At 57.0% G+C, this 18,500-nt stretch carries 16 protein-coding genes; 14 read left to right on the top strand and 2 right to left on the bottom strand.

Going from position 1 to position 18,500, the window contains the following annotated elements; genetic code table 11:
* Positions 1-54 precede the first annotated feature (54 nt).
* Positions 55-1,194, bottom strand: a complete 1,140-nt coding sequence (queG, locus tag FHC48_RS17765; protein ID WP_023345299.1) for a tRNA epoxyqueuosine(34) reductase QueG — start codon at positions 1,192-1,194, stop codon at positions 55-57.
* Here queG and nnr point away from each other — a divergent pair.
* From nnr to rlmB, 14 genes are all read left to right on the top strand, one after another.
* Positions 1,193-2,716: a bifunctional ADP-dependent NAD(P)H-hydrate dehydratase/NAD(P)H-hydrate epimerase gene (gene nnr, locus FHC48_RS17760; RefSeq protein ID WP_059365139.1), complete on the top strand. Its 1,524-nt coding sequence runs from the start codon at positions 1,193-1,195 to the stop codon at positions 2,714-2,716. The genes queG and nnr overlap by 2 nt on opposite strands.
* Positions 2,709-3,170 (top strand): tRNA (adenosine(37)-N6)-threonylcarbamoyltransferase complex ATPase subunit type 1 TsaE, encoded by a 462-nt coding sequence (gene tsaE, locus FHC48_RS17755; RefSeq protein ID WP_008502923.1) that lies wholly within the window; start codon positions 2,709-2,711, stop codon positions 3,168-3,170. The genes nnr and tsaE overlap by 8 nt, the downstream gene beginning before the upstream one ends.
* 16 nt (positions 3,171-3,186) lie before the next feature.
* Positions 3,187-4,527: an N-acetylmuramoyl-L-alanine amidase AmiB gene (amiB, locus tag FHC48_RS17750; RefSeq protein ID WP_059365140.1), complete on the top strand. Its 1,341-nt coding sequence runs from the start codon at positions 3,187-3,189 to the stop codon at positions 4,525-4,527.
* 9 nt (positions 4,528-4,536) lie between these two features.
* Positions 4,537-6,381, top strand: a complete 1,845-nt coding sequence (gene mutL, locus FHC48_RS17745) for a DNA mismatch repair endonuclease MutL (RefSeq protein WP_059365141.1) — start codon at positions 4,537-4,539, stop codon at positions 6,379-6,381.
* Positions 6,374-7,324 (top strand): tRNA (adenosine(37)-N6)-dimethylallyltransferase MiaA, encoded by a 951-nt coding sequence (gene miaA / locus FHC48_RS17740; protein ID WP_008502920.1) that lies wholly within the window; start codon positions 6,374-6,376, stop codon positions 7,322-7,324. Before mutL ends, miaA begins: the two co-directional genes overlap by 8 nt.
* Before the next feature lie 85 nt (positions 7,325-7,409).
* Positions 7,410-7,721 (top strand): RNA chaperone Hfq, encoded by a 312-nt coding sequence (hfq, locus tag FHC48_RS17735; RefSeq protein ID WP_008502919.1) that lies wholly within the window; start codon positions 7,410-7,412, stop codon positions 7,719-7,721.
* Positions 7,722-7,795: 74 nt separating this feature from the next.
* On the top strand, positions 7,796-9,076 hold the full coding sequence (gene hflX / locus FHC48_RS17730; protein ID WP_008502918.1) for a ribosome rescue GTPase HflX: 1,281 nt from the start codon (positions 7,796-7,798) through the stop codon (positions 9,074-9,076).
* A 56-nt stretch (positions 9,077-9,132) separates the two neighbouring features.
* Positions 9,133-10,392 carry an FtsH protease activity modulator HflK gene (hflK, locus tag FHC48_RS17725; protein ID WP_059365142.1) on the top strand — a complete coding sequence of 420 codons (1,260 nt, stop codon included), beginning with the start codon at positions 9,133-9,135 and terminating at the stop codon, positions 10,390-10,392.
* 2 nt (positions 10,393-10,394) lie between these two features.
* Positions 10,395-11,399: a protease modulator HflC gene (gene hflC / locus FHC48_RS17720; protein WP_008502916.1), complete on the top strand. Its 1,005-nt coding sequence runs from the start codon at positions 10,395-10,397 to the stop codon at positions 11,397-11,399.
* Between the two features lie 71 nt (positions 11,400-11,470).
* Positions 11,471-11,668 carry a DUF2065 domain-containing protein gene (locus tag FHC48_RS17715; RefSeq protein WP_003855996.1) on the top strand — a complete coding sequence of 66 codons (198 nt, stop codon included), beginning with the start codon at positions 11,471-11,473 and terminating at the stop codon, positions 11,666-11,668.
* A gap of 104 nt (positions 11,669-11,772) precedes the next feature.
* Positions 11,773-13,071: an adenylosuccinate synthase gene (locus tag FHC48_RS17710; protein WP_006178975.1), complete on the top strand. Its 1,299-nt coding sequence runs from the start codon at positions 11,773-11,775 to the stop codon at positions 13,069-13,071.
* 192 nt (positions 13,072-13,263) lie between these two features.
* Positions 13,264-13,689, top strand: coding sequence for a nitric oxide-sensing transcriptional repressor NsrR (gene nsrR, locus FHC48_RS17705; protein ID WP_023293453.1), 426 nt, complete (start codon positions 13,264-13,266; stop codon positions 13,687-13,689).
* Between the two features lie 38 nt (positions 13,690-13,727).
* The gene (gene rnr, locus FHC48_RS17700) at positions 13,728-16,169 is read left to right on the top strand and encodes a ribonuclease R (RefSeq protein WP_008502912.1); all 2,442 of its coding nucleotides are present in this window, start codon (positions 13,728-13,730) and stop codon (positions 16,167-16,169) included.
* 66 nt (positions 16,170-16,235) lie between these two features.
* On the top strand, positions 16,236-16,967 hold the full coding sequence (rlmB, locus tag FHC48_RS17695) for a 23S rRNA (guanosine(2251)-2'-O)-methyltransferase RlmB (protein ID WP_025758266.1): 732 nt from the start codon (positions 16,236-16,238) through the stop codon (positions 16,965-16,967).
* 82 nt (positions 16,968-17,049) lie between these two features.
* Here rlmB and FHC48_RS17690 read toward each other — a convergent pair whose 3' ends face one another.
* Complete coding sequence (locus tag FHC48_RS17690; RefSeq protein ID WP_119312278.1) at positions 17,050-18,324, bottom strand: MFS transporter; 1,275 nt, start codon at positions 18,322-18,324, stop codon at positions 17,050-17,052.
* Positions 18,325-18,500: the final 176 nt, after the last annotated feature.

The raw sequence follows: 18,500 nt of genomic DNA, 5'->3' as shown, positions 1-18,500 counted from the left end.
CTCCAGCCCAGATGGCGCTTGAGTTTGTAATTTTATTCACAGGCTGTGAATAGTTCAGGCATCCCGCGGAAGCCCTTTTTCAATCACCCTCACCAGACGCTGTTTCTTCGGTAGCTGCACCTCGACCACACAGGCATTACGTTTCTCAACTTGCTGCGCAATCGCCCATTCTATGTGTTCATCAAGAAGTGGGTGCTCACCTCTACGGCTTTCAAGCGCCCGAATATTCGCTTCATCCCACGGGGCATTCCCCAGCGCGACGGCCACATTTCGCAGCCAGCGCAGATGGCCGATACGGCGAATGGCCGAACCCTCCGTCACTTTCAGGAACCAGGCTTCGGTCCAGGCGAACAGTTCAGCGAGCGGCGGGGCATGGAGCGCCTTGCGCGGGCTGAAATCCTCTTCGTCGGTGAGCTGTGAATAGCGGTTCCACGGGCAGATGAGCTGGCAATCGTCGCAGCCGTAGATGCGGTTGCCGATAAGCGGTCGGAACTCCTCCGGAATGGCGCCTTCCAGTTCGATCGTGAGGTAGGAGATACAGCGGCGCGCATCAACGGTGTAAGGCTCGACGATGGCGCCGGTGGGGCAGATGGTCATACAGGCCACGCAGCGGCCACAGCCTTCCTCTACCGGGCCGTCTACCGGCAGCGGTAAATCAATCAGCAGTTCACCGAGGAAGAAGAACGATCCGGCGTCGCGGCTAAGAATAAGTGAGTGCTTACCTGTCCAGCCAAGCCCGGCTTTTTCGGCGATCGGACGCTCAAGAATAGGCGCGGAATCGACAAAGGGTCTAAAATTCAGCGAAACACAGTGCTGTTGAATAGTTTCCCCGAGTTTTTTTAAACGGTTACGCAGAAGCTTATGGTAATCACGACCGAGGGCGTACCGGCTAACGTAACCCAGCGAGGGGTCTTTGAGCGTGCGCGCAAAGGCCGCGTTGGCGGGCAGGTAGTTCATGCGCACGCTGATGACGCGTAATGTGCCCGGCAAAAGCTCGTGTGGACGGGCGCGCATCATGCCATGACGTGCCATCCACTCCATTTCGCCGTGGTATTGTTTGTCCAGCCAGGCCTGCAGTTTGGGCTCGCTGGCGGAGAGGTCGGTATCGGTAATGCCTACCTTCTGGAAGCCAAGCTCAGCACCCCACTGTTTGATTTTTTGCGCTAATTCATTGAGATCGAGGGGCTGTGACATGACGGACCATACGGTGAAGAAAAACCCCGCAAGTATACCACATTCCATCTGGCATGCGGATGACCTCCGGCGCGCCGAAAAAGAGGCTGCAGACAGCCTCGGGATTACCCTGTATGAACTGATGCTCCGCGCGGGTGAGGCAGCGTTTGACGTTGCCCGTAGCGCCTGGCCGCAGGCCGCCCACTGGCTGATTCTGTGCGGGCACGGCAACAACGGCGGTGACGGCTACGTCGTCGCCCGTCTCGCGGTGGCTGCGGGTATCCGCGTGACCTTGCTGGCTCTCGAAAGTGATAAACCGCTGCCGGAAGAGGCCAGCGCGGCGCGGGAGACATGGCTGAACGCCGGCGGTGTGATTCATGCGCCTGATATCGTCTGGCCAGAGGATGTTGATCTGATTGTTGACGGGCTGCTGGGCACCGGGCTGCGCAGCGCGCCGCGCGAAAACGTTGCCGCACTCATTGAACACGCTAACAGACATTCCGCGCCGGTAGTCGCCCTGGATATTCCCTCTGGCCTGATTGCACAAACCGGCGCGACGCCGGGGGCGGTGATTCAGGCGGCACATACGGTAACCTTTATCGCCCTGAAGCCAGGATTACTGACCGGCAAAGCGCGGGATGTCGTTGGCGTGTTGCACCACAGTGCGCTGGGGCTGGAGAGCTGGCTGGCCGGGCAGGAAACGCACCTCGCGCGTTATGATGCGTCGCAGCTTGCAGCGTGGCTCCCGCCGCGACGACCAACGTCACATAAGGGCGATCACGGCAGGCTGGTGATTGTGGGCGGTGACCACGGTACGGCGGGTGCGATTCGCATGACCGGTGAAGCTGCCCTGCGCAGCGGCGCCGGATTAGTGCGAGTGCTCACTCGCATTGAGAATATTGCGCCGATCGTCACGGCCCGACCAGAGCTGATGGTCCATGAGCTTACGCTCCAGACGCTGGAGGAAAGCCTCGAATGGGCGGACGTGGTGGTGATCGGTCCCGGGCTTGGGCAGCAAGTGTGGGGTAAACAGGCCCTGCAAAAGGTCGAGAATTTTCGCAAACCGATGCTGTGGGATGCCGACGCGCTTAACCTTCTGGCAATAAACCCGGATAAGCGTCACAATCGCATTCTGACGCCACACCCCGGCGAAGCCGCGCGGCTGCTTAACTGCAGCGTGGCAGAAATTGAAAGCGATCGCTTACTTTCTGCTCAGCGTCTGGTAAAACGTTACGGAGGTGTTGCCGTTTTAAAAGGGGCAGGAACCGTTGTTGCCAGTGACGAGACGCAGGGCGTTATTGATGCCGGAAATGCGGGCATGGCGAGCGGCGGCATGGGCGATGTGCTTTCCGGTATTATTGGCGCATTGCTTGGACAGAAACTTCCCCTTTATGATGCAGCCTGTGCGGGCTGCGTGGCCCACGGCGTTGCGGCAGATAAACTGGCTGCGCGTTACGGTACGCGCGGTATGCTGGCCACCGATCTCTTTTGCACGCTGCGGCGTGTAGTTAACCCGGATGTGATTGACGTAGAAAATGACTAATCGAGCGATTCCTTTACCTGATGAACAAGCCACTTTAGATCTCGGCAAGCGCGTGGCGCAGGCCTGTCAGGGGGCAACCGTCATTTATCTGTATGGTGATTTAGGGGCGGGTAAAACCACCTTCAGCCGGGGTTTTTTGCAGGCGTTAGGGCATAACGGGAATGTGAAAAGCCCAACCTACACGCTGGTAGAACCGTACACCCTTGAAAATCTCATGGTGTACCACTTCGATTTATACCGCCTTGCGGATCCTGAGGAGCTGGAATTTATGGGGATCCGTGATTATTTTGCCAACGACGCCATTTGCCTGGTGGAGTGGCCGCAACAAGGTGCGGGTGTGCTGCCTGACCCGGATGTCGAAATTCACTTAGATTACCAGGCTCAAGGGCGTGAGGCACGCATCAGTGCTGTTTCCTCATCAGGCAGTTCCTTACTGGCGCGTCTGGCCGGTTAAGCGTAGGGATGACGGGATGATAAATCGCGTTAAAGGTTGGTTGTTGGCTGCCACCGTGCTGCTGTGCGCGCAGGCCGGGGCGGCAAATCTTTCAGATATTCAGGTCTCGAACGGCGAAAGCCAGGCCCGGATCACGTTCAGCTTTATGGGCGATCCTGAGTATGCGTTTTCACAGCCAGACAGCCACAGCGTGGCGCTGGATATCAAGCAGACAGGTGTGATCCAGGGACTCCCGCTGCAGTTCAGCGGCAACAACCTGGTGAAAAGTATCCGTTCGGGTACGCCGCAGGATGGCCAGTCGTTACGCCTGGTGGTCGATCTGACCGAAAAGGGCAAAACGAAGGCGGTGAAGCAGCAAAACGGGGCGAACTATACGGTGGTCTTTACCATCAATGCCGATGTCCCACCACCGCCTCCACCGCCGCCTGTCGTTGCCAAACGCGTGGAAGAACCGGTGTATACGCCGCGTCCTGCTGAACCTGCGCGTAATCCGTTTAAATCGCAGAACGATCGCATCACTGCGGCAACCAGCAGCAATACGGTGACCCGTCCGGCGGTGAGTACGCGCCGTGCTGCGACCAGCGGTGACAAAGTGATTATCGCCATTGATGCAGGTCATGGTGGACAGGACCCGGGGGCGATTGGCCCGGGTGGGACGCAAGAGAAAAATGTCACCATCGCCATTGCCCGCAAATTGCGTGCACTGCTCAACGACGACCCTACGTTCAAAGGCGTGTTGACCCGCGACGGGGATTACTTCATTTCGGTAATGGGGCGTTCGGACGTCGCGCGCAAGCAGAATGCGAACTTCCTGGTCTCCATCCACGCGGATGCTGCGCCAAACCGTAACGCGACCGGCGCCTCGGTATGGGTACTCTCGAACCGTCGCGCCAACAGCGAAATGGCCAACTGGCTGGAAGAGCATGAGAAGCAGTCTGAACTGCTAGGCGGCGCGGGCGATGTGCTGGCAAACAGCCAGTCAGACCCGTATCTCAGCCAGGCGGTGCTGGATTTACAGTTCGGTCATTCTCAGCGCGTCGGGTATGATGTGGCCACTAACGTATTGAACCAGTTGCAAAGCATTGGTGTGCTGCATAAGCGTCGTCCTGAACATGCCAGCCTCGGCGTTCTGCGCTCGCCAGATATCCCGTCCATCCTTGTAGAGACGGGCTTTATCAGTAACAACGGTGAAGAGCGTCTGCTGGGAAGCGACAGCTATCAGCAGCAAATTGCCGAAGCGATTTATAACGGTCTGCGTAAATACTTTGATGCCCATCCGCTGCAGTCTGCGCCACAGAGCGGCGCTGCCCAGACGGCCAGCGCAGCGCTACCGGGTGAGATGACCGCGACGAACTAAGGAGAATTCATGCCGATTCAGGTTCTGCCGCCGCAGCTTGCGAACCAAATCGCCGCCGGTGAGGTGGTGGAACGCCCTGCGTCGGTCGTGAAGGAGCTGGTGGAAAACAGCCTCGATGCGGGCGCGACCCGCATCGATATTGATATCGAGCGCGGTGGCGCGAAGCTTATCCGCATTCGCGACAACGGCTGCGGCATAAAAAAAGAGGAGCTGGCGCTGGCGCTGGCGCGTCACGCCACCAGTAAAATAGCTTCTCTGGATGACCTGGAAGCGATTATTAGCCTTGGCTTTCGCGGTGAAGCGCTGGCGAGCATCAGCTCGGTTTCGCGCTTAACGCTGACCTCCCGTACCGCCGAACAGCAGGAAGCCTGGCAGGCTTACGCCGAAGGGCGCGATATGGATGTGACGGTCAAACCCGCGGCGCACCCTGTCGGCACGACGCTTGAAGTATTAGATCTCTTCTACAACACCCCCGCCCGACGCAAGTTCATGCGTACCGAGAAGACCGAATTCGGACACATCGACGAGATCATCCGCCGTATCGCACTGGCGCGTTTCGATGTCACCATCAACCTCAGCCACAACGGCAAGGTGATGCGCCAGTATCGCGCGGTGGCAGAAGGTGGACAGAAAGAGCGTCGGCTGGGCGCCATTTGCGGGACCCCGTTTCTGGAACAGGCGCTGGCCATTGAGTGGCAGCACGGCGATCTGGCGCTGCGCGGCTGGGTAGCCGATCCGAACGCGAGCAGCGCTGCGTTTGCGGAGATCCAGTATTGCTACGTCAACGGCCGCATGATGCGCGACCGTCTCATCAATCACGCCATTCGCCAGGCCTGCGAAGACAAGCTCGGGGCCGATCAGCAGCCTGCTTTCGTGCTTTATCTGGTCATCGACCCGCATCAGGTGGATGTGAACGTCCATCCTGCCAAGCATGAAGTGCGGTTCCACCAGTCGCGACTGGTGCATGATTTTATCTATCAGGGCGTGCTGAGCGTGCTGCAGCAGCAGGGTGAAACGCCGTTGCCGCTGGAACACGCAGAACCTGCGCCGCGCCCAATTCCTGAAAACCGTGTCGCTGCGGGCCGCAACCATTTTGCGGAGCCCGCCGTTGCGCGTGAACCGGAAGCGCCGCGCTTTTCCTCCGCAGGGGCCGCGCCGCGTCCAACGGGTGCCAACTACCCGAATGCCCAGCCTGGCTATCAAAAGCAGCAGGGCGCGTTGTACCGCAAACTGCTGGAGACGCCAGCCGTAGAGCGTAAAGAACCCATTCCGGCACCTCAGCCTTCTCTGGACGGCCATAGCCAGAGTTTTGGCCGGGTGCTGACGATTATCGCGCCGGATATGGCACTGCTGGAGCGTGACGGCAAATTGAAGCTTCTGGCACTGCCGGTTGCCGAACGCTGGCTTAAACAGGTGCAGCTCACGCCGGGCGAAAATGCCGCCTGTGCGCAGCCGCTGTTAATTCCGGTTCGCCTGAAAATATCCCCTGATGAAACAAGGGTATTGCAGCGTGCCGAAGCACAGCTGGCGCAAATGGGTATTGAAATTGTGCTCGAACCACAACATGTGACAATTCGTGCAGTGCCTTTACCCTTACGCCAACAAAATTTACAAAACTTGATTCCTGAACTGATAGGCTACCTGGCGCAGCAAACATCGTTTGATGCCGCTAACACCGCGCAGTGGATCGCCCGCCATCTGGCCAGCGAACACGCGCCGTGGAGCATGGCACAGGCCATCAGCGTGCTGGCGGAGGTGGAACGCCTCTGTCCGCATCTGGTGAAAGCGCCGCCGGGTGGGTTATTACAACCTGTTGATTTAAAAACGGCGATGAACGCCCTGAAACATGATTGACGTAAGTAAGGCGAGCCTGCCTAAGGCAATTTTTTTAATGGGCCCAACGGCCTCCGGCAAAACGGCGCTCGCCATTGAGTTGCGTAAAGTTTTGCCTGTAGAGTTGATTAGCGTCGACTCCGCCCTCATCTACCGAGGGATGGACATCGGCACGGCGAAGCCTGACGCAGAAGAACTGCGCGCGGCACCGCACCGTTTGCTGGATATCCTCGATCCGGCTCAGGCTTACTCCGCAGCGGATTTTCGCCGGGATGCCTTAGCCGAGATGGCCGAGATAACGGCGGCGGGGCGTATACCGCTGTTGGTTGGCGGAACCATGCTCTACTTCAAGGCGCTGCTGGAGGGGTTATCACCTCTGCCATCCGCGGACCCGGAAGTAAGAGCGAAAATTGAGCAGCAGGCGGCAGAGCAGGGGTGGGACGTTTTGCATCAGCAACTGGCGGAGATTGACCCGGTTGCCGCAGCGCGGATCCATCCAAATGATCCGCAAAGGCTTTCCCGGGCACTGGAAGTTTTTTTCATTTCGGGTAAAACTTTAACGGAACTGACGCAAACGTCAGGAGACGCTCTGCCGTATCAGGTGCATCAGTTCGCCATCGCCCCGGCGAGCCGTGAACTGCTCCATCAGCGAATTGAGCAGCGTTTTCATCAGATGTTAGCTTCAGATTTTGAAGCAGAAGTGCGGGCGCTATTTGCCCGTGGAGATTTGCATACGGACATGCCTTCCATTCGTTGTGTGGGATACCGCCAGATGTGGTCGTACCTTGAAGGTGAGATTTCATACGATGAAATGGTTTATCGAGGTGTTTGCGCCACGAGACAGTTAGCGAAGCGCCAGATCACCTGGCTGCGCGGTTGGGAAGGGGTTCACTGGTTAGACAGTGAAAAACCACAACAGGCGTTAAGCGACGTGATTGAGGTTGTTGGTGATATCGCTCACTGAATGTGTACAATTGAGGCGTATCGTGCGCAATTTTTCAGAATCGCAAGGTTCTAAGTACAAAACAAGCATATAAGGAAAAGATAGAATGGCTAAGGGGCAATCTTTACAAGATCCGTTCCTGAACGCATTGCGTCGGGAACGTGTTCCAGTTTCTATTTATTTGGTGAATGGTATTAAGCTGCAAGGTCAGATTGAGTCTTTCGATCAGTTCGTGATTCTGTTGAAAAACACGGTCAGTCAGATGGTCTATAAGCACGCTATTTCTACTGTTGTTCCGTCCCGTCCGGTATCTCATCACAGCAATAACGCTGGCGGCGGCACAGGTAGTAACTACCATCATGGCAGCAACGCGCAGGGTTCTTCAACGCCAGCGCAGGACAGCGACGAGACCGAATAAGGTTTCGCACTGTTATCCACACGGGGAGCCAGGGATCCTGCGTTCCCCGCTGATCTTTTTAGAGAGGTTTACGCTTGTTTGACCGTTATGATGCCGGTGAGCAGGCGGTGCTGGTACACATCTATTTTTCGCAAGACAAAGATATGGAAGACCTCCAGGAGTTTGAATCTCTGGTCTCTTCCGCCGGTGTCGAAGCAATGCAGGTGATTACCGGTAGCCGTAAAGCGCCGCACCCAAAGTATTTTGTTGGTGAAGGTAAAGCAGTCGAAATTGCGGATGCCGTAAAAGCAACCGGCGCGTCAGTCGTGTTGTTTGATCATGCGCTGTCTCCAGCCCAGGAGCGCAACCTGGAAGCTCTCTGCGAATGCCGTGTTATCGATCGCACGGGATTGATTTTAGACATTTTTGCTCAGCGTGCACGTACCCACGAAGGGAAACTGCAGGTTGAGCTGGCGCAGCTGCGTCATCTGGCAACGCGTCTGGTGCGTGGCTGGACCCACCTTGAAAGACAAAAAGGCGGGATTGGTTTGCGCGGCCCGGGTGAAACCCAGCTCGAAACCGACCGTCGTTTGCTGCGTGGCCGAATTACCCAGATCCTCTCACGTCTGGAAAGGGTCGAGAAACAGCGTGAGCAGGGGCGTCGGGCACGAACCAAAGCCGACATCCCGACGGTGTCGCTGGTGGGGTATACCAACGCCGGTAAATCCACCCTGTTTAACCAGATAACCGAGGCCCAGGTTTATGCCGCAGACCAGCTGTTTGCGACCCTGGACCCGACGCTGCGCCGTATTGACGTTGCAGACGTCGGTGAAACGGTGCTGGCGGATACCGTAGGGTTTATCCGTCACCTGCCGCATGACCTGGTGGCGGCGTTCAAGGCCACCCTGCAGGAGACGCGACAGGCGACCCTGCTGCTGCACGTGATTGATGCGGCAGACGTGCGCGTGCAGGAGAACATCGACGCGGTGAACGTGGTGCTCGAAGAGATCGACGCCCACGAAATCCCAACGCTGTTGGTGATGAACAAGATCGATATGCTGGACGATTTCGAACCGCGTATCGACAGAGATGAAGAGAACAAACCGATTCGGGTCTGGCTTTCTGCCCAGACCGGTCTTGGTGTGCCACTGCTTTTCCAGGCTTTGACAGAACGTCTTTCCGGTGAGGTAGCTCAGCACACGCTGCGACTGCCGCCACAGGAAGGCAGGCTGCGCAGCCGGTTTTATCAGCTTCAGGCGATAGAAAAAGAGTGGATGGAGGATGACGGCAGCGTGGGGATGCAGGTGCGTATGCCGATCGTTGACTGGCGTCGCCTCTGTAAACAAGAACCTGCGCTGGTCGACTATATCGTCTGATCAGAAAGGGGATGCCTGAATAATTCGCCCTTGCATAACAAATATGGAGCATATACATGGCGTGGAATCAGCCCGGTAATAACGGACAGGACCGCGACCCGTGGGGAAGCAGCAATAATCAAGGCGGCAACTCTGGGGGAAATGGCAACAAAGGTGGTCGCGAGCAGGGGCCGCCGGATCTGGATGATATCTTCCGCAAGCTGAGCAAGAAGCTTGGTGGTCTTGGCGGAGGTAAAGGTTCTGGCTCAGGTGGAAATTCCACCCAGGGGCCGCGCCCGCAAATGGGTGGCCGCGTAGTCGGTATTGTTGCCGCTGCAGTGGTAATCATCTGGGCTGCTACCGGGTTCTACACCATTAAAGAAGCGGAACGCGGTGTCGTTACGCGTTTTGGTAAGTTCAGCCATCTGGTTGAGCCGGGCCTGAACTGGAAACCGACCTTCATTGACGACGTGACCGCGGTCAACGTGGAATCGGTCCGTGAACTGGCGGCGTCTGGTGTGATGCTGACGTCTGATGAAAACGTGGTGCGCGTTGAGATGAACGTGCAGTACCGCGTGACCGATCCTGAGCGTTATCTGTTTAGCGTGACCAGCGCCGATGACAGCCTGCGTCAGGCGACCGACAGCGCCCTGCGCGGGGTGATCGGTAAATACACCATGGACCGTATCCTGACCGAAGGTCGTACCGTTATCCGTAGCGATACCCAGCGTGAGCTGGAAGAGACCATTCGTCCATACAACATGGGGATTACCCTGCTGGACGTCAACTTCCAGGCTGCACGTCCGCCGGAAGAGGTGAAAGCGGCCTTTGACGATGCGATTGCTGCACGTGAAAACGAACAGCAGTACATCCGTGAAGCAGAAGCCTACACCAACGAAGTTCAGCCACGTGCTAACGGTCAGGCGCAGCGTATTCTGGAAGAAGCGCGTGCGTATAAGACGCAGACCATCCTGGAAGCACAGGGTGAGGTCGCTCGCTTCGCGAAGATCCTGCCGGAATATAAAGCGGCGCCGGAAATTACCCGTGAGCGTCTCTATATTGAGACCATGGAAAAAGTGCTGAGCCACACCCGCAAAGTGTTGGTTAACGACAGTAAAGGCGGAAACCTGATGGTGCTGCCGCTGGATCAGATGCTGAAAGGCAGTTCTGCATCGGCAGCAAAAGACAACAGCGGTGCGAACAACCTGCTGCGTCTGCCACCTGCGTCATCCAGTAGCACAAGCGCAACAACCACGTCTTCTTCGAGCGATGGTGACATTATGGACCAACGCCGTGCTAACGCGCAGCGTAACGACTACCAGCGTCAGGGGGAATAAGGATGCGTAAGTCAGTTATTGCGATCATCGTCATCGTACTGGTCGTGCTTTATACCTCGATCTTTGTGGTGAAAGAGGGCGAGCGTGGGATCAAGTTCCAGTTCAGCAGCGTCGTGCGTGATGGCGACAAACGCCCGGTGATCTACGAGCCGGGTCTGCACTTCAAGGTGCCGTTCATTCAGTCAGTGAAAACGCTTGATGCGCGTATCCAGACCATGGATAACCAGGCCGACCGTTTCGTGACTAAAGAGAAGAAAGACCTGATCGTTGATTCCTATATCAAATGGCGCATCAGCGATTTCAGCCGTTACTTCCTGGCAACGGGCGGCGGTGACGTTTCTCAGGCAGAAGTGCTGCTGAAACGTAAGTTCTCTGACCGTCTGCGTTCTGAGATTGGTCGTCTGGATGTGAAAGACATCGTGACCGATTCCCGTGGCCGTCTGACCCTGGAAGTTCGCGATGCGCTGAACTCCGGCACAGCGGGCACGGAAGATGAAGTTTCAACGCCAGCAGCAGATGATGCGATTGCCAAAGCGGCTGAGCGCGTTCAGGCTGAAACCAACGGTAAAGTGCCGGTGATCAACCCGAACAGTATGGCTGCGCTGGGTATTGAAGTGGTAGACGTGCGTATCAAGCAGATCAACCTGCCGGTGGAAGTGTCCGAGGCGATTTACAACCGTATGCGCGCCGAGCGTGAAGCGGTCGCCCGTCGTCACCGTTCACAGGGCCAGGAAGAGGCGGAGAAGCTGCGTGCTGCTGCGGACTACGAAGTGGCCAAAACGCTGGCGGAATCTGAGCGTCAGGGCCGTATCCTGCGTGGTGAAGGTGATGCCGAGGCGGCGAAGCTGTTTGCCGATGCCTTCAGTCAGGATCCTGACTTCTATGCCTTTATCCGTAGCCTGCGTGCTTACGAGAATAGCTTCCAGAGCAACCAGGACGTGATGGTGCTCAGCCCGGACAGTGATTTCTTCCGTTATATGAAGACGCCGACTAACGCAACGCGATAAACTCAGACTCGTTTGAGTATTCAAACCACCGCTCCCCACGGAGCGGTGGTTTTCTTTTATAAGGAACAAAAATGAATTCAACGATCTGGCTCGCGCTGGCCCTGGTCCTGGTGCTGGAAGGTCTGGGACCGATGCTCTATCCACGCGCCTGGCGTCGAATGATCGCCACCATGAGCCAACTGCCGGATAATATTTTACGTCGTTTTGGCGGCGGTCTTGTGGTTGCGGGCATCGTGATCTACTACATGTTGAGGAAAACGATTGGCTGATCAAAAAGTGGTCGGATTTGGGATATTCTGAGGTCAAAAAGTGCTGTATATCTGAAAAAGCGATGGTAGAATCCATTTTTAAGCAAACGGTGATTTTGAAAAAAATGGGTAACAACGTCGTCGTACTGGGCACCCAATGGGGTGACGAAGGTAAAGGGAAGATTGTTGATCTTCTGACTGAACGGGCTAAATATGTTGTGCGCTACCAGGGCGGTCACAACGCAGGCCATACTCTCGTAATCAACGGTGAAAAAACCGTCCTCCATCTTATTCCATCAGGCATTCTTCGCGAAAACGTCACCAGCATCATCGGTAACGGCGTTGTGCTGTCTCCAGCGGCGCTGATGAAAGAGATGAAAGGTCTGGAAGACCGTGGTATCCCTGTTCGTGAGCGTCTGCTGCTCTCCGAAGCCTGCCCGCTGATCCTGGATTATCACGTGGCGCTGGACGTTGCGCGTGAAAAAGCACGCGGTGCAAAAGCGATCGGCACCACCGGTCGTGGTATCGGTCCGGCTTACGAAGATAAAGTGGCTCGTCGCGGTCTGCGCGTGGGCGACCTCTTCGACAAAGCAACCTTCGCTGAAAAACTGAAAGAAGTGATGGAATATCACAACTTCCAGCTGGTGAACTTCTACAAAGCTGACGCTGTTGACTACCAGAAAGTGCTGGATGACGTCATGGCGATTGCAGACATTCTGACCGGTATGGTTGTTGATGTGTCCGATCTGCTGGACCAGGCGCGCAAGCGTGGCGATTTCGTCATGTTCGAAGGTGCGCAGGGTACGCTGCTGGACATCGACCACGGTACCTATCCGTACGTAACCTCTTCCAACACCACCGCGGGTGGCGTGGCGACCGGCTCTGGCCTGGGTCCACGTTATGTGGATTACGTTCTGGGCATCATCAAAGCGTACTCCACTCGCGTGGGTGCAGGTCCATTCCCGACCGAACTGTTTGATGAAACCGGCGAGTTCCTGTGCAAGCAGGGTAACGAGTTTGGCGCGACCACCGGTCGTCGTCGTCGTACCGGCTGGCTGGATGCGGTTGCCGTGCGTCGTGCAGTGCAGATCAACTCCCTGTCTGGCTTCTGCCTGACCAAGCTGGACGTACTGGACGGCCTGAAAGAAGTGAAAATCTGCGTAGGCTACCGTATGCCTGATGGTCGCGAAGTGACCACCACGCCGCTGGCTGCTGACGACTGGGAAGGCATTGAGCCAATCTACGAAACCATGCCGGGCTGGTCTGAGACCACTTTCGGTGTGAAAGAGCGTAGCGGCCTGCCGCAGGCGGCGCTGGATTACATCAAGCGTATTGAAGAACTGACCGAAGTGCCGATCGATATTATTTCTACCGGCCCGGATCGTACTGAAACGATGATCCTGCGCGACCCGTTCGACGCATAATCTTCGTGACTGCTGGCCTGCGGGGAGACCCGTAGGCCGGATAAGCGTAGCGCCATCCGGCGACCGCTCCTGGATCTCCGCTTTTTCGCCCCGTCTGTCAAATAAATTAGCCGCTAACTATCTGGCTGGTTTATCATCATTAATGAATATCTCTGCGGTTTGTCCGCGATTTCCCTTTTTCCTGAGGTTGATGTGCAGTTAACAAGTTTCACCGATTACGGCTTACGCGCCCTGATCTACATGGCGTCGTTACCCGATGGGAAAATGACCAGTATCTCTGAAGTCACAGAGGTCTACGGCGTATCCCGTAATCATATGGTCAAAATAATCAATCAACTTAGTCGTGCCGGATACGTTGCTGCCGTCCGCGGGAAGAATGGTGGGATCCGTCTCGGTAAACCGGCACAGAGTATTCGTGTTGGCGATGTGGTACGTGAACTGGAGCCGCTGTCTCTGGTGAACTGCAGCAGCGAGTTCTGCCACATCACGCCCGCTTGCCGCCTGAAAAAGGCGCTTTCTAAGGCCGTGCAAAGTTTTCTCAAGGAACTGGATAACTACACGCTGGCCGATTTGGTTGAAGAGAATCAACCGCTTTATAAATTATTGCTGGTGGAATGAAGAAAATTTCCACCGGAGCTGACAACGGAGGAACCGACATGTCACACGATCCTTTCCAGGAACGCGAAGCCGAAAAATACGCGAATCCTATCCCCAGCCGCGAGTTCATCATTGAACACTTAACAAAACGCGAAAAACCCGCCAATCGTGAAGAACTTGCTGTTGAATTAAACATTGAAGGTGAAGAGCAAATTGAAGCCCTTCGCCGCCGCCTGCGCGCGATGGAGCGTGACGGGCAGCTGGTCTTTACCCGCCGCCAGTGCTACGCGCTGCCAGAACGCCTCGATCTGCTGAAAGGGACCGTCATTGGTCACCGCGATGGCTTCGGCTTCCTGCGCGTGGAAGGCCGTAAAGACGATCTGTATCTCTCATCTGAACAGATGAAAATGTGCATCCACGGTGACCAAATTCTGGCGCAGCCGCTGGGCGCTGACCGTAAAGGTCGCCGAGAAGCGCGCGTCGTGCGCGTCCTGGTGCCAAAAACTAGCCAGATTGTCGGCCGCTACTTTACCGACGCGGGCGTGGGGTTCGTGGTGCCGGACGACAGCCGTCTGAGCTTCGACATCCTGATCCCACCTGAAGAGGTGATGGGCGCCCGCATGGGCTTTGTGGTGGTGGTGGAACTCACCCAGCGCCCAACCCGTCGCACCAAAGCGGTAGGTAAAATCGTCGAAGTGCTGGGCGATAATATGGGCACCGGCATGGCCGTTGATATGGCGCTGCGCACCCACGAAATTCCATACATCTGGCCGAAAGCGGTTGAAGAGCAGATCGAAAGCCTGCGTGAAGAAGTGCCGGAAGAATCCAAAGTGGGCCGCGTGGATCTCCGCTCCCTGCCGCTGGTTACGATCGACGGTGAAGACGCCCGTGACTTCGATGACGCCGTCTACTGCGAGAAAAAACGCGGCGGCGGCTGGCGTCTGTGGGTAGCGATTGCAGACGTAAGCTACTACGTTCGTCCGCATACTCCGCTGGATAACGAAGCGCGCAGCCGTGGTACGTCGGTCTACTTCCCGTCGCAGGTTGTACCGATGCTGCCGGAAGTGCTGTCTAACGGCCTGTGTTCCCTGAACCCGCAGGTTGACCGCCTCTGTATGGTTTGCGAGATGACCATCTCCAACAAAGGGCGCTTAACTGGCTATAAATTCTACGAAGCGGTGATGAGCTCGCACGCGCGTCTGACCTACACCAAGGTCTGGCATATGCTGCAGGGCGACCAGGATCTGCGCGAACAGTACGCGCCGCTGGTCAAACACATCGAAGAGCTGCATAACCTCTACAAAACGCTGGATCAGGCGCGCGAAGAGCGCGGCGGGATCTCCTTTGAGAGCGAAGAGGCGAAATTTATCTTCAACGCCGAGCGCCGCATTGAGCGCATCGAGCAGACTCAGCGTAACGATGCGCACAAGCTGATTGAAGAGTGTATGATCCTGGCGAACATCTCGGCGGCACGCTTCGTTGAGAAAGCCAAAGAGCCTGCGCTGTTTCGTATTCACGATAAACCGTCGACGGAAGCCATCACCGCGTTCCGCTCCGTGCTGGCTGAACTGGGCCTGGAGCTCCCGGGCGGCAATAAGCCAGAGCCGCGCGATTACGCCGAGCTGCTGGAATCCATTAGCGATCGTCCTGATGCAGAAATGCTACAGACAATGCTGCTGCGCTCGATGAAGCAGGCGATTTACGATCCGGAAAACCGCGGTCACTTCGGCCTGGCGCTGCAGTCTTACGCCCACTTTACGTCGCCGATCCGTCGTTACCCTGACCTTTCGCTGCACCGTGCGATCAAGTATCTGCTGGCGCAGGAGCAGGGCCATAAAGGGAACACCACCGAAACCGGTGGCTACCACTATTCGATGGAAGAGATGCTGCAGCTGGGTCAGCACTGCTCCATGACCGAACGCCGTGCCGATGAAGCTACCCGCGACGTGGCGGACTGGCTGAAGTGTGACTTTATGCTGGACCAGGTCGGTAACGTCTTCAAAGGCGTGATTGCCAGCGTGACCGGCTTTGGCTTCTTCGTTCGTCTGGACGAGCTGTTTATCGACGGTCTGGTGCACGTCTCCAGCCTGGATAACGACTACTACCGCTTCGACCAGGTCGGCCAGCGTCTGATCGGCGAATCTGGCGGCCAGACCTATCGTCTGGGCGACCGTGTGGAAGTGAAGGTTGAGGCCGTGAATATGGACGACCGTAAAATCGACTTCAGCCTGATCTCCAGCGAGCGCGCGCCGCGTAACGTCGGTAAAACCGAGCGCGAAAGAGCGAAAAAAGGCGGAAACGGCAAAACGAGCGGCAAGCGCCGTCAGGCCGGTAAGAAGGTGAACTTCGAGCCGGACAGCGCGTTCCGCGGCGAGAAGAAGCAGAAGCCGAAGGCGGCAAAGAAAGAAGCCCGTGCCGCGAAGAAACCTTCCGCGAAGACACAGAAAATAGCGGCCGCCACCAAAGCGAAGCGCGCGGCTAAGAAAAAGCAGGCGGAGTAAATTCTCCCCTCACCCTGACCCTCTCCCCAAGCGGGAGAGGGGAAATACTTATTACGAGAACCATCAATGAGTGAAATGATTTACGGCATCCACGCGGTGCAGGCCCTTCTCGAGCGCGCACCGGAGCGTTTTCAGGAAGTGTTTATTCTGAAAGGGCGTGAAGACAAACGTCTGATGCCGCTGATCCACGCCCTGGAAGCGCAGGGCGTGGTGATCCAGCTGGCTAACCGCCAGTTCCTGGATGAGAAAAGTGAAGGCGCGGTTCACCAGGGGATCATTGCCCGCGTGAAGCCGGGCCGTCAGTATCAGGAAAACGATCTGCCGGATCTGATCGCTGAGCTCGAGAATCCGTTCTTCCTGATCCTCGATGGCGTTACCGATCCGCACAACCTCGGCGCGTGTCTGCGTAGTGCGGATGCGGCGGGCGTGCATGCGGTGATCGTGCCGAAAGATCGCTCCGCGCAGCTGAACGCGACGGCGAAGAAAGTGGCCTGCGGCGCGGCGGAAAACGTTCCGCTGATCCGCGTGACCAACCTGGCGCGCACCATGCGTATGCTGCAGGAAGAGAACATCTGGATCGTCGGTACTGCCGGTGAAGCGGATCATACTCTGTACCAGAGCAAAATGACCGGCCGTCTGGCGCTGGTAATGGGCGCGGAGGGCGAAGGCATGCGTCGTCTGACCCGCGAGCACTGTGACGAGCTGATCAGCATCCCGATGGCGGGCAGCGTGTCCTCCCTGAACGTGTCTGTTGCGACGGGCATCTGCCTGTTTGAAGCGGTGCGTCAGCGCAGCTGATTTTCGCCCGGTGGCGCTTCGCTTACCGGGCCTACGGTTTTGTAGGCCGGGTAAGGCGAAGCCGCCACCCGGCAAAACAACCTCACTCCTCTAACGACCGCAAATGGTCATCCTTCCTCAGCGTCATCAGCGCGAAAATACTCACTACTGCCGTCGCCATCACGTAGTACGCCGGAATATCCAGATTGCCCGTCTGCTTAATCAGCCCGGTTATGATTAACCCTGCGCATCCCGAGAAAATCGCGTTCGATAACGAATAGGCCAGCCCCAGCCCCGTATAGCGCATTCGGGTTGGGAACATCTCAGAGAGCATCGCCGGGCCCGGCCCCGCCAGCATGCCCACCAGACCGCCCGCAATCAGTACCACAACAGCCTTCACCGCCAGCGCGATGGACTCCGCCTGCAGAAGTTTCAGCAGCGGCAGGGCGAGGATCAGCAGCAGCGCGGTGGCGATAATCATCACCGTGCGACGCCCGATCCGGTCGCTCAGGATCCCCGACGGAATGATCGTCAGCGCAAACCCAACGTTCGAAATCACCGCGATCAGCAGCGCCTGATTAAACCCGGTGTGCAGCGCCGACTGCAGATAGGTCGGCATAATCACCAGGTAGGTGTACCCCGCCGCAGACCAGACCATCACGCGGCCAATCCCCATCACGATGGCCCGGAGCGTGGCGGCAATGTCCGCCTGAGCGACGGTCGGTTTGTCCTGCTGCTGCACAAAGCTGGGTGTCTCCTCCATGCTGACGCGAAGCCACAGCGCAACAGCGCCCATGGGCAGCGCCAGGAAGAAAGGAATGCGCCAGCCCCAGTCGTGCAGGGCTTCAGGCGTGAGAAGGGCGGAGAGCAGCGCCACGATGCCGGCACCCGCTAACAGCCCCAGCGCCACGGTAAAGGACTGCCAGGCACCATAGAGCCCGCGCTTGCCTCGCGGGGCGAACTCCGTCATCAGCGAGACCGCACCGCCGTACTCGCCGCCCGCGAACAGTCCCTGCAGGATGCGAAGCAGTGTAATAATGAGCGGGGCGGCAATCCCGATGCTGGCGTAGACCGGCACAATGCCGATGGCGGCGGTAGCGAGCGTCATCAGCACCAGCACAATGATTAGCGTCGGCTTACGGCCAATCCGGTCGCCGATGCGGCCAAACACCACCGCCCCCAGCGGGCGGAAGAAGAAGGCGATGGCAAATGAGGCGTAGGTGAGGATCAGGCTGGTAAGCCCCGCTTCCCCTTCAAGCTGAAAGAAGTTCTTCGCAATGACGGTCGCCAGAAAACCGTAGACCGCAAACTCATACCACTCGATAAAGTTACCAATGGAGCCGGCAATTAATGCTCGCTTGTGCGCATCCGGTTGCATAACTTTCCTCACTGAAAGGGGGAGAGAATAAATTATTCAACAAAAGCGAAGTCATGAAATAGTTTATTCTTATGTTCTGTGAGCTATTTCACGAATGATATCAGCGGGATCGTGAACGTGTGACTCCCCTCCCATGCAGCGTGTGCGCGGTCTGTCCATACTTATCGTCATTGCCA

This window comes from Enterobacter sp. EC_50 (assembly GCF_019584525.1).
Lineage (GTDB): Bacteria > Pseudomonadota > Gammaproteobacteria > Enterobacterales > Enterobacteriaceae > Enterobacter > Enterobacter roggenkampii.
The sequence above is the reverse complement of the archived record's forward strand: the minus strand, read 5'-3'. Positions and strand labels throughout refer to the sequence as shown.

Bases quoted from the DNA above. Each gene is read 5' to 3' on its own strand.
- hflC (WP_008502916.1), top strand. From the start codon at position 10,395: ATGCGTAAGTCAGTTATTGCGATCATCGTCATCGTACTGGTCGTGCTT.
- miaA (WP_008502920.1), top strand. From the start codon at position 6,374: ATGATTGACGTAAGTAAGGCGAGCCTGCCTAAGGCAATTTTTTTAATG.
- mutL (WP_059365141.1), top strand. From the start codon at position 4,537: ATGCCGATTCAGGTTCTGCCGCCGCAGCTTGCGAACCAAATCGCCGCC.
- queG (WP_023345299.1), bottom strand. From the start codon at position 1,194: ATGTCACAGCCCCTCGATCTCAATGAATTAGCGCAAAAAATCAAACAG.
- hfq (WP_008502919.1), top strand. From the start codon at position 7,410: ATGGCTAAGGGGCAATCTTTACAAGATCCGTTCCTGAACGCATTGCGT.
- rnr (WP_008502912.1), top strand. From the start codon at position 13,728: ATGTCACACGATCCTTTCCAGGAACGCGAAGCCGAAAAATACGCGAAT.
- tsaE (WP_008502923.1), top strand. From the start codon at position 2,709: ATGACTAATCGAGCGATTCCTTTACCTGATGAACAAGCCACTTTAGAT.
- FHC48_RS17715 (WP_003855996.1), top strand. From the start codon at position 11,471: ATGAATTCAACGATCTGGCTCGCGCTGGCCCTGGTCCTGGTGCTGGAA.
- amiB (WP_059365140.1), top strand. From the start codon at position 3,187: ATGATAAATCGCGTTAAAGGTTGGTTGTTGGCTGCCACCGTGCTGCTG.
- nnr (WP_059365139.1), top strand. From the start codon at position 1,193: ATGACGGACCATACGGTGAAGAAAAACCCCGCAAGTATACCACATTCC.
- FHC48_RS17690 (WP_119312278.1), bottom strand. From the start codon at position 18,324: ATGCAACCGGATGCGCACAAGCGAGCATTAATTGCCGGCTCCATTGGT.
- hflK (WP_059365142.1), top strand. From the start codon at position 9,133: ATGGCGTGGAATCAGCCCGGTAATAACGGACAGGACCGCGACCCGTGG.
- rlmB (WP_025758266.1), top strand. From the start codon at position 16,236: ATGAGTGAAATGATTTACGGCATCCACGCGGTGCAGGCCCTTCTCGAG.
- FHC48_RS17710 (WP_006178975.1), top strand. From the start codon at position 11,773: ATGGGTAACAACGTCGTCGTACTGGGCACCCAATGGGGTGACGAAGGT.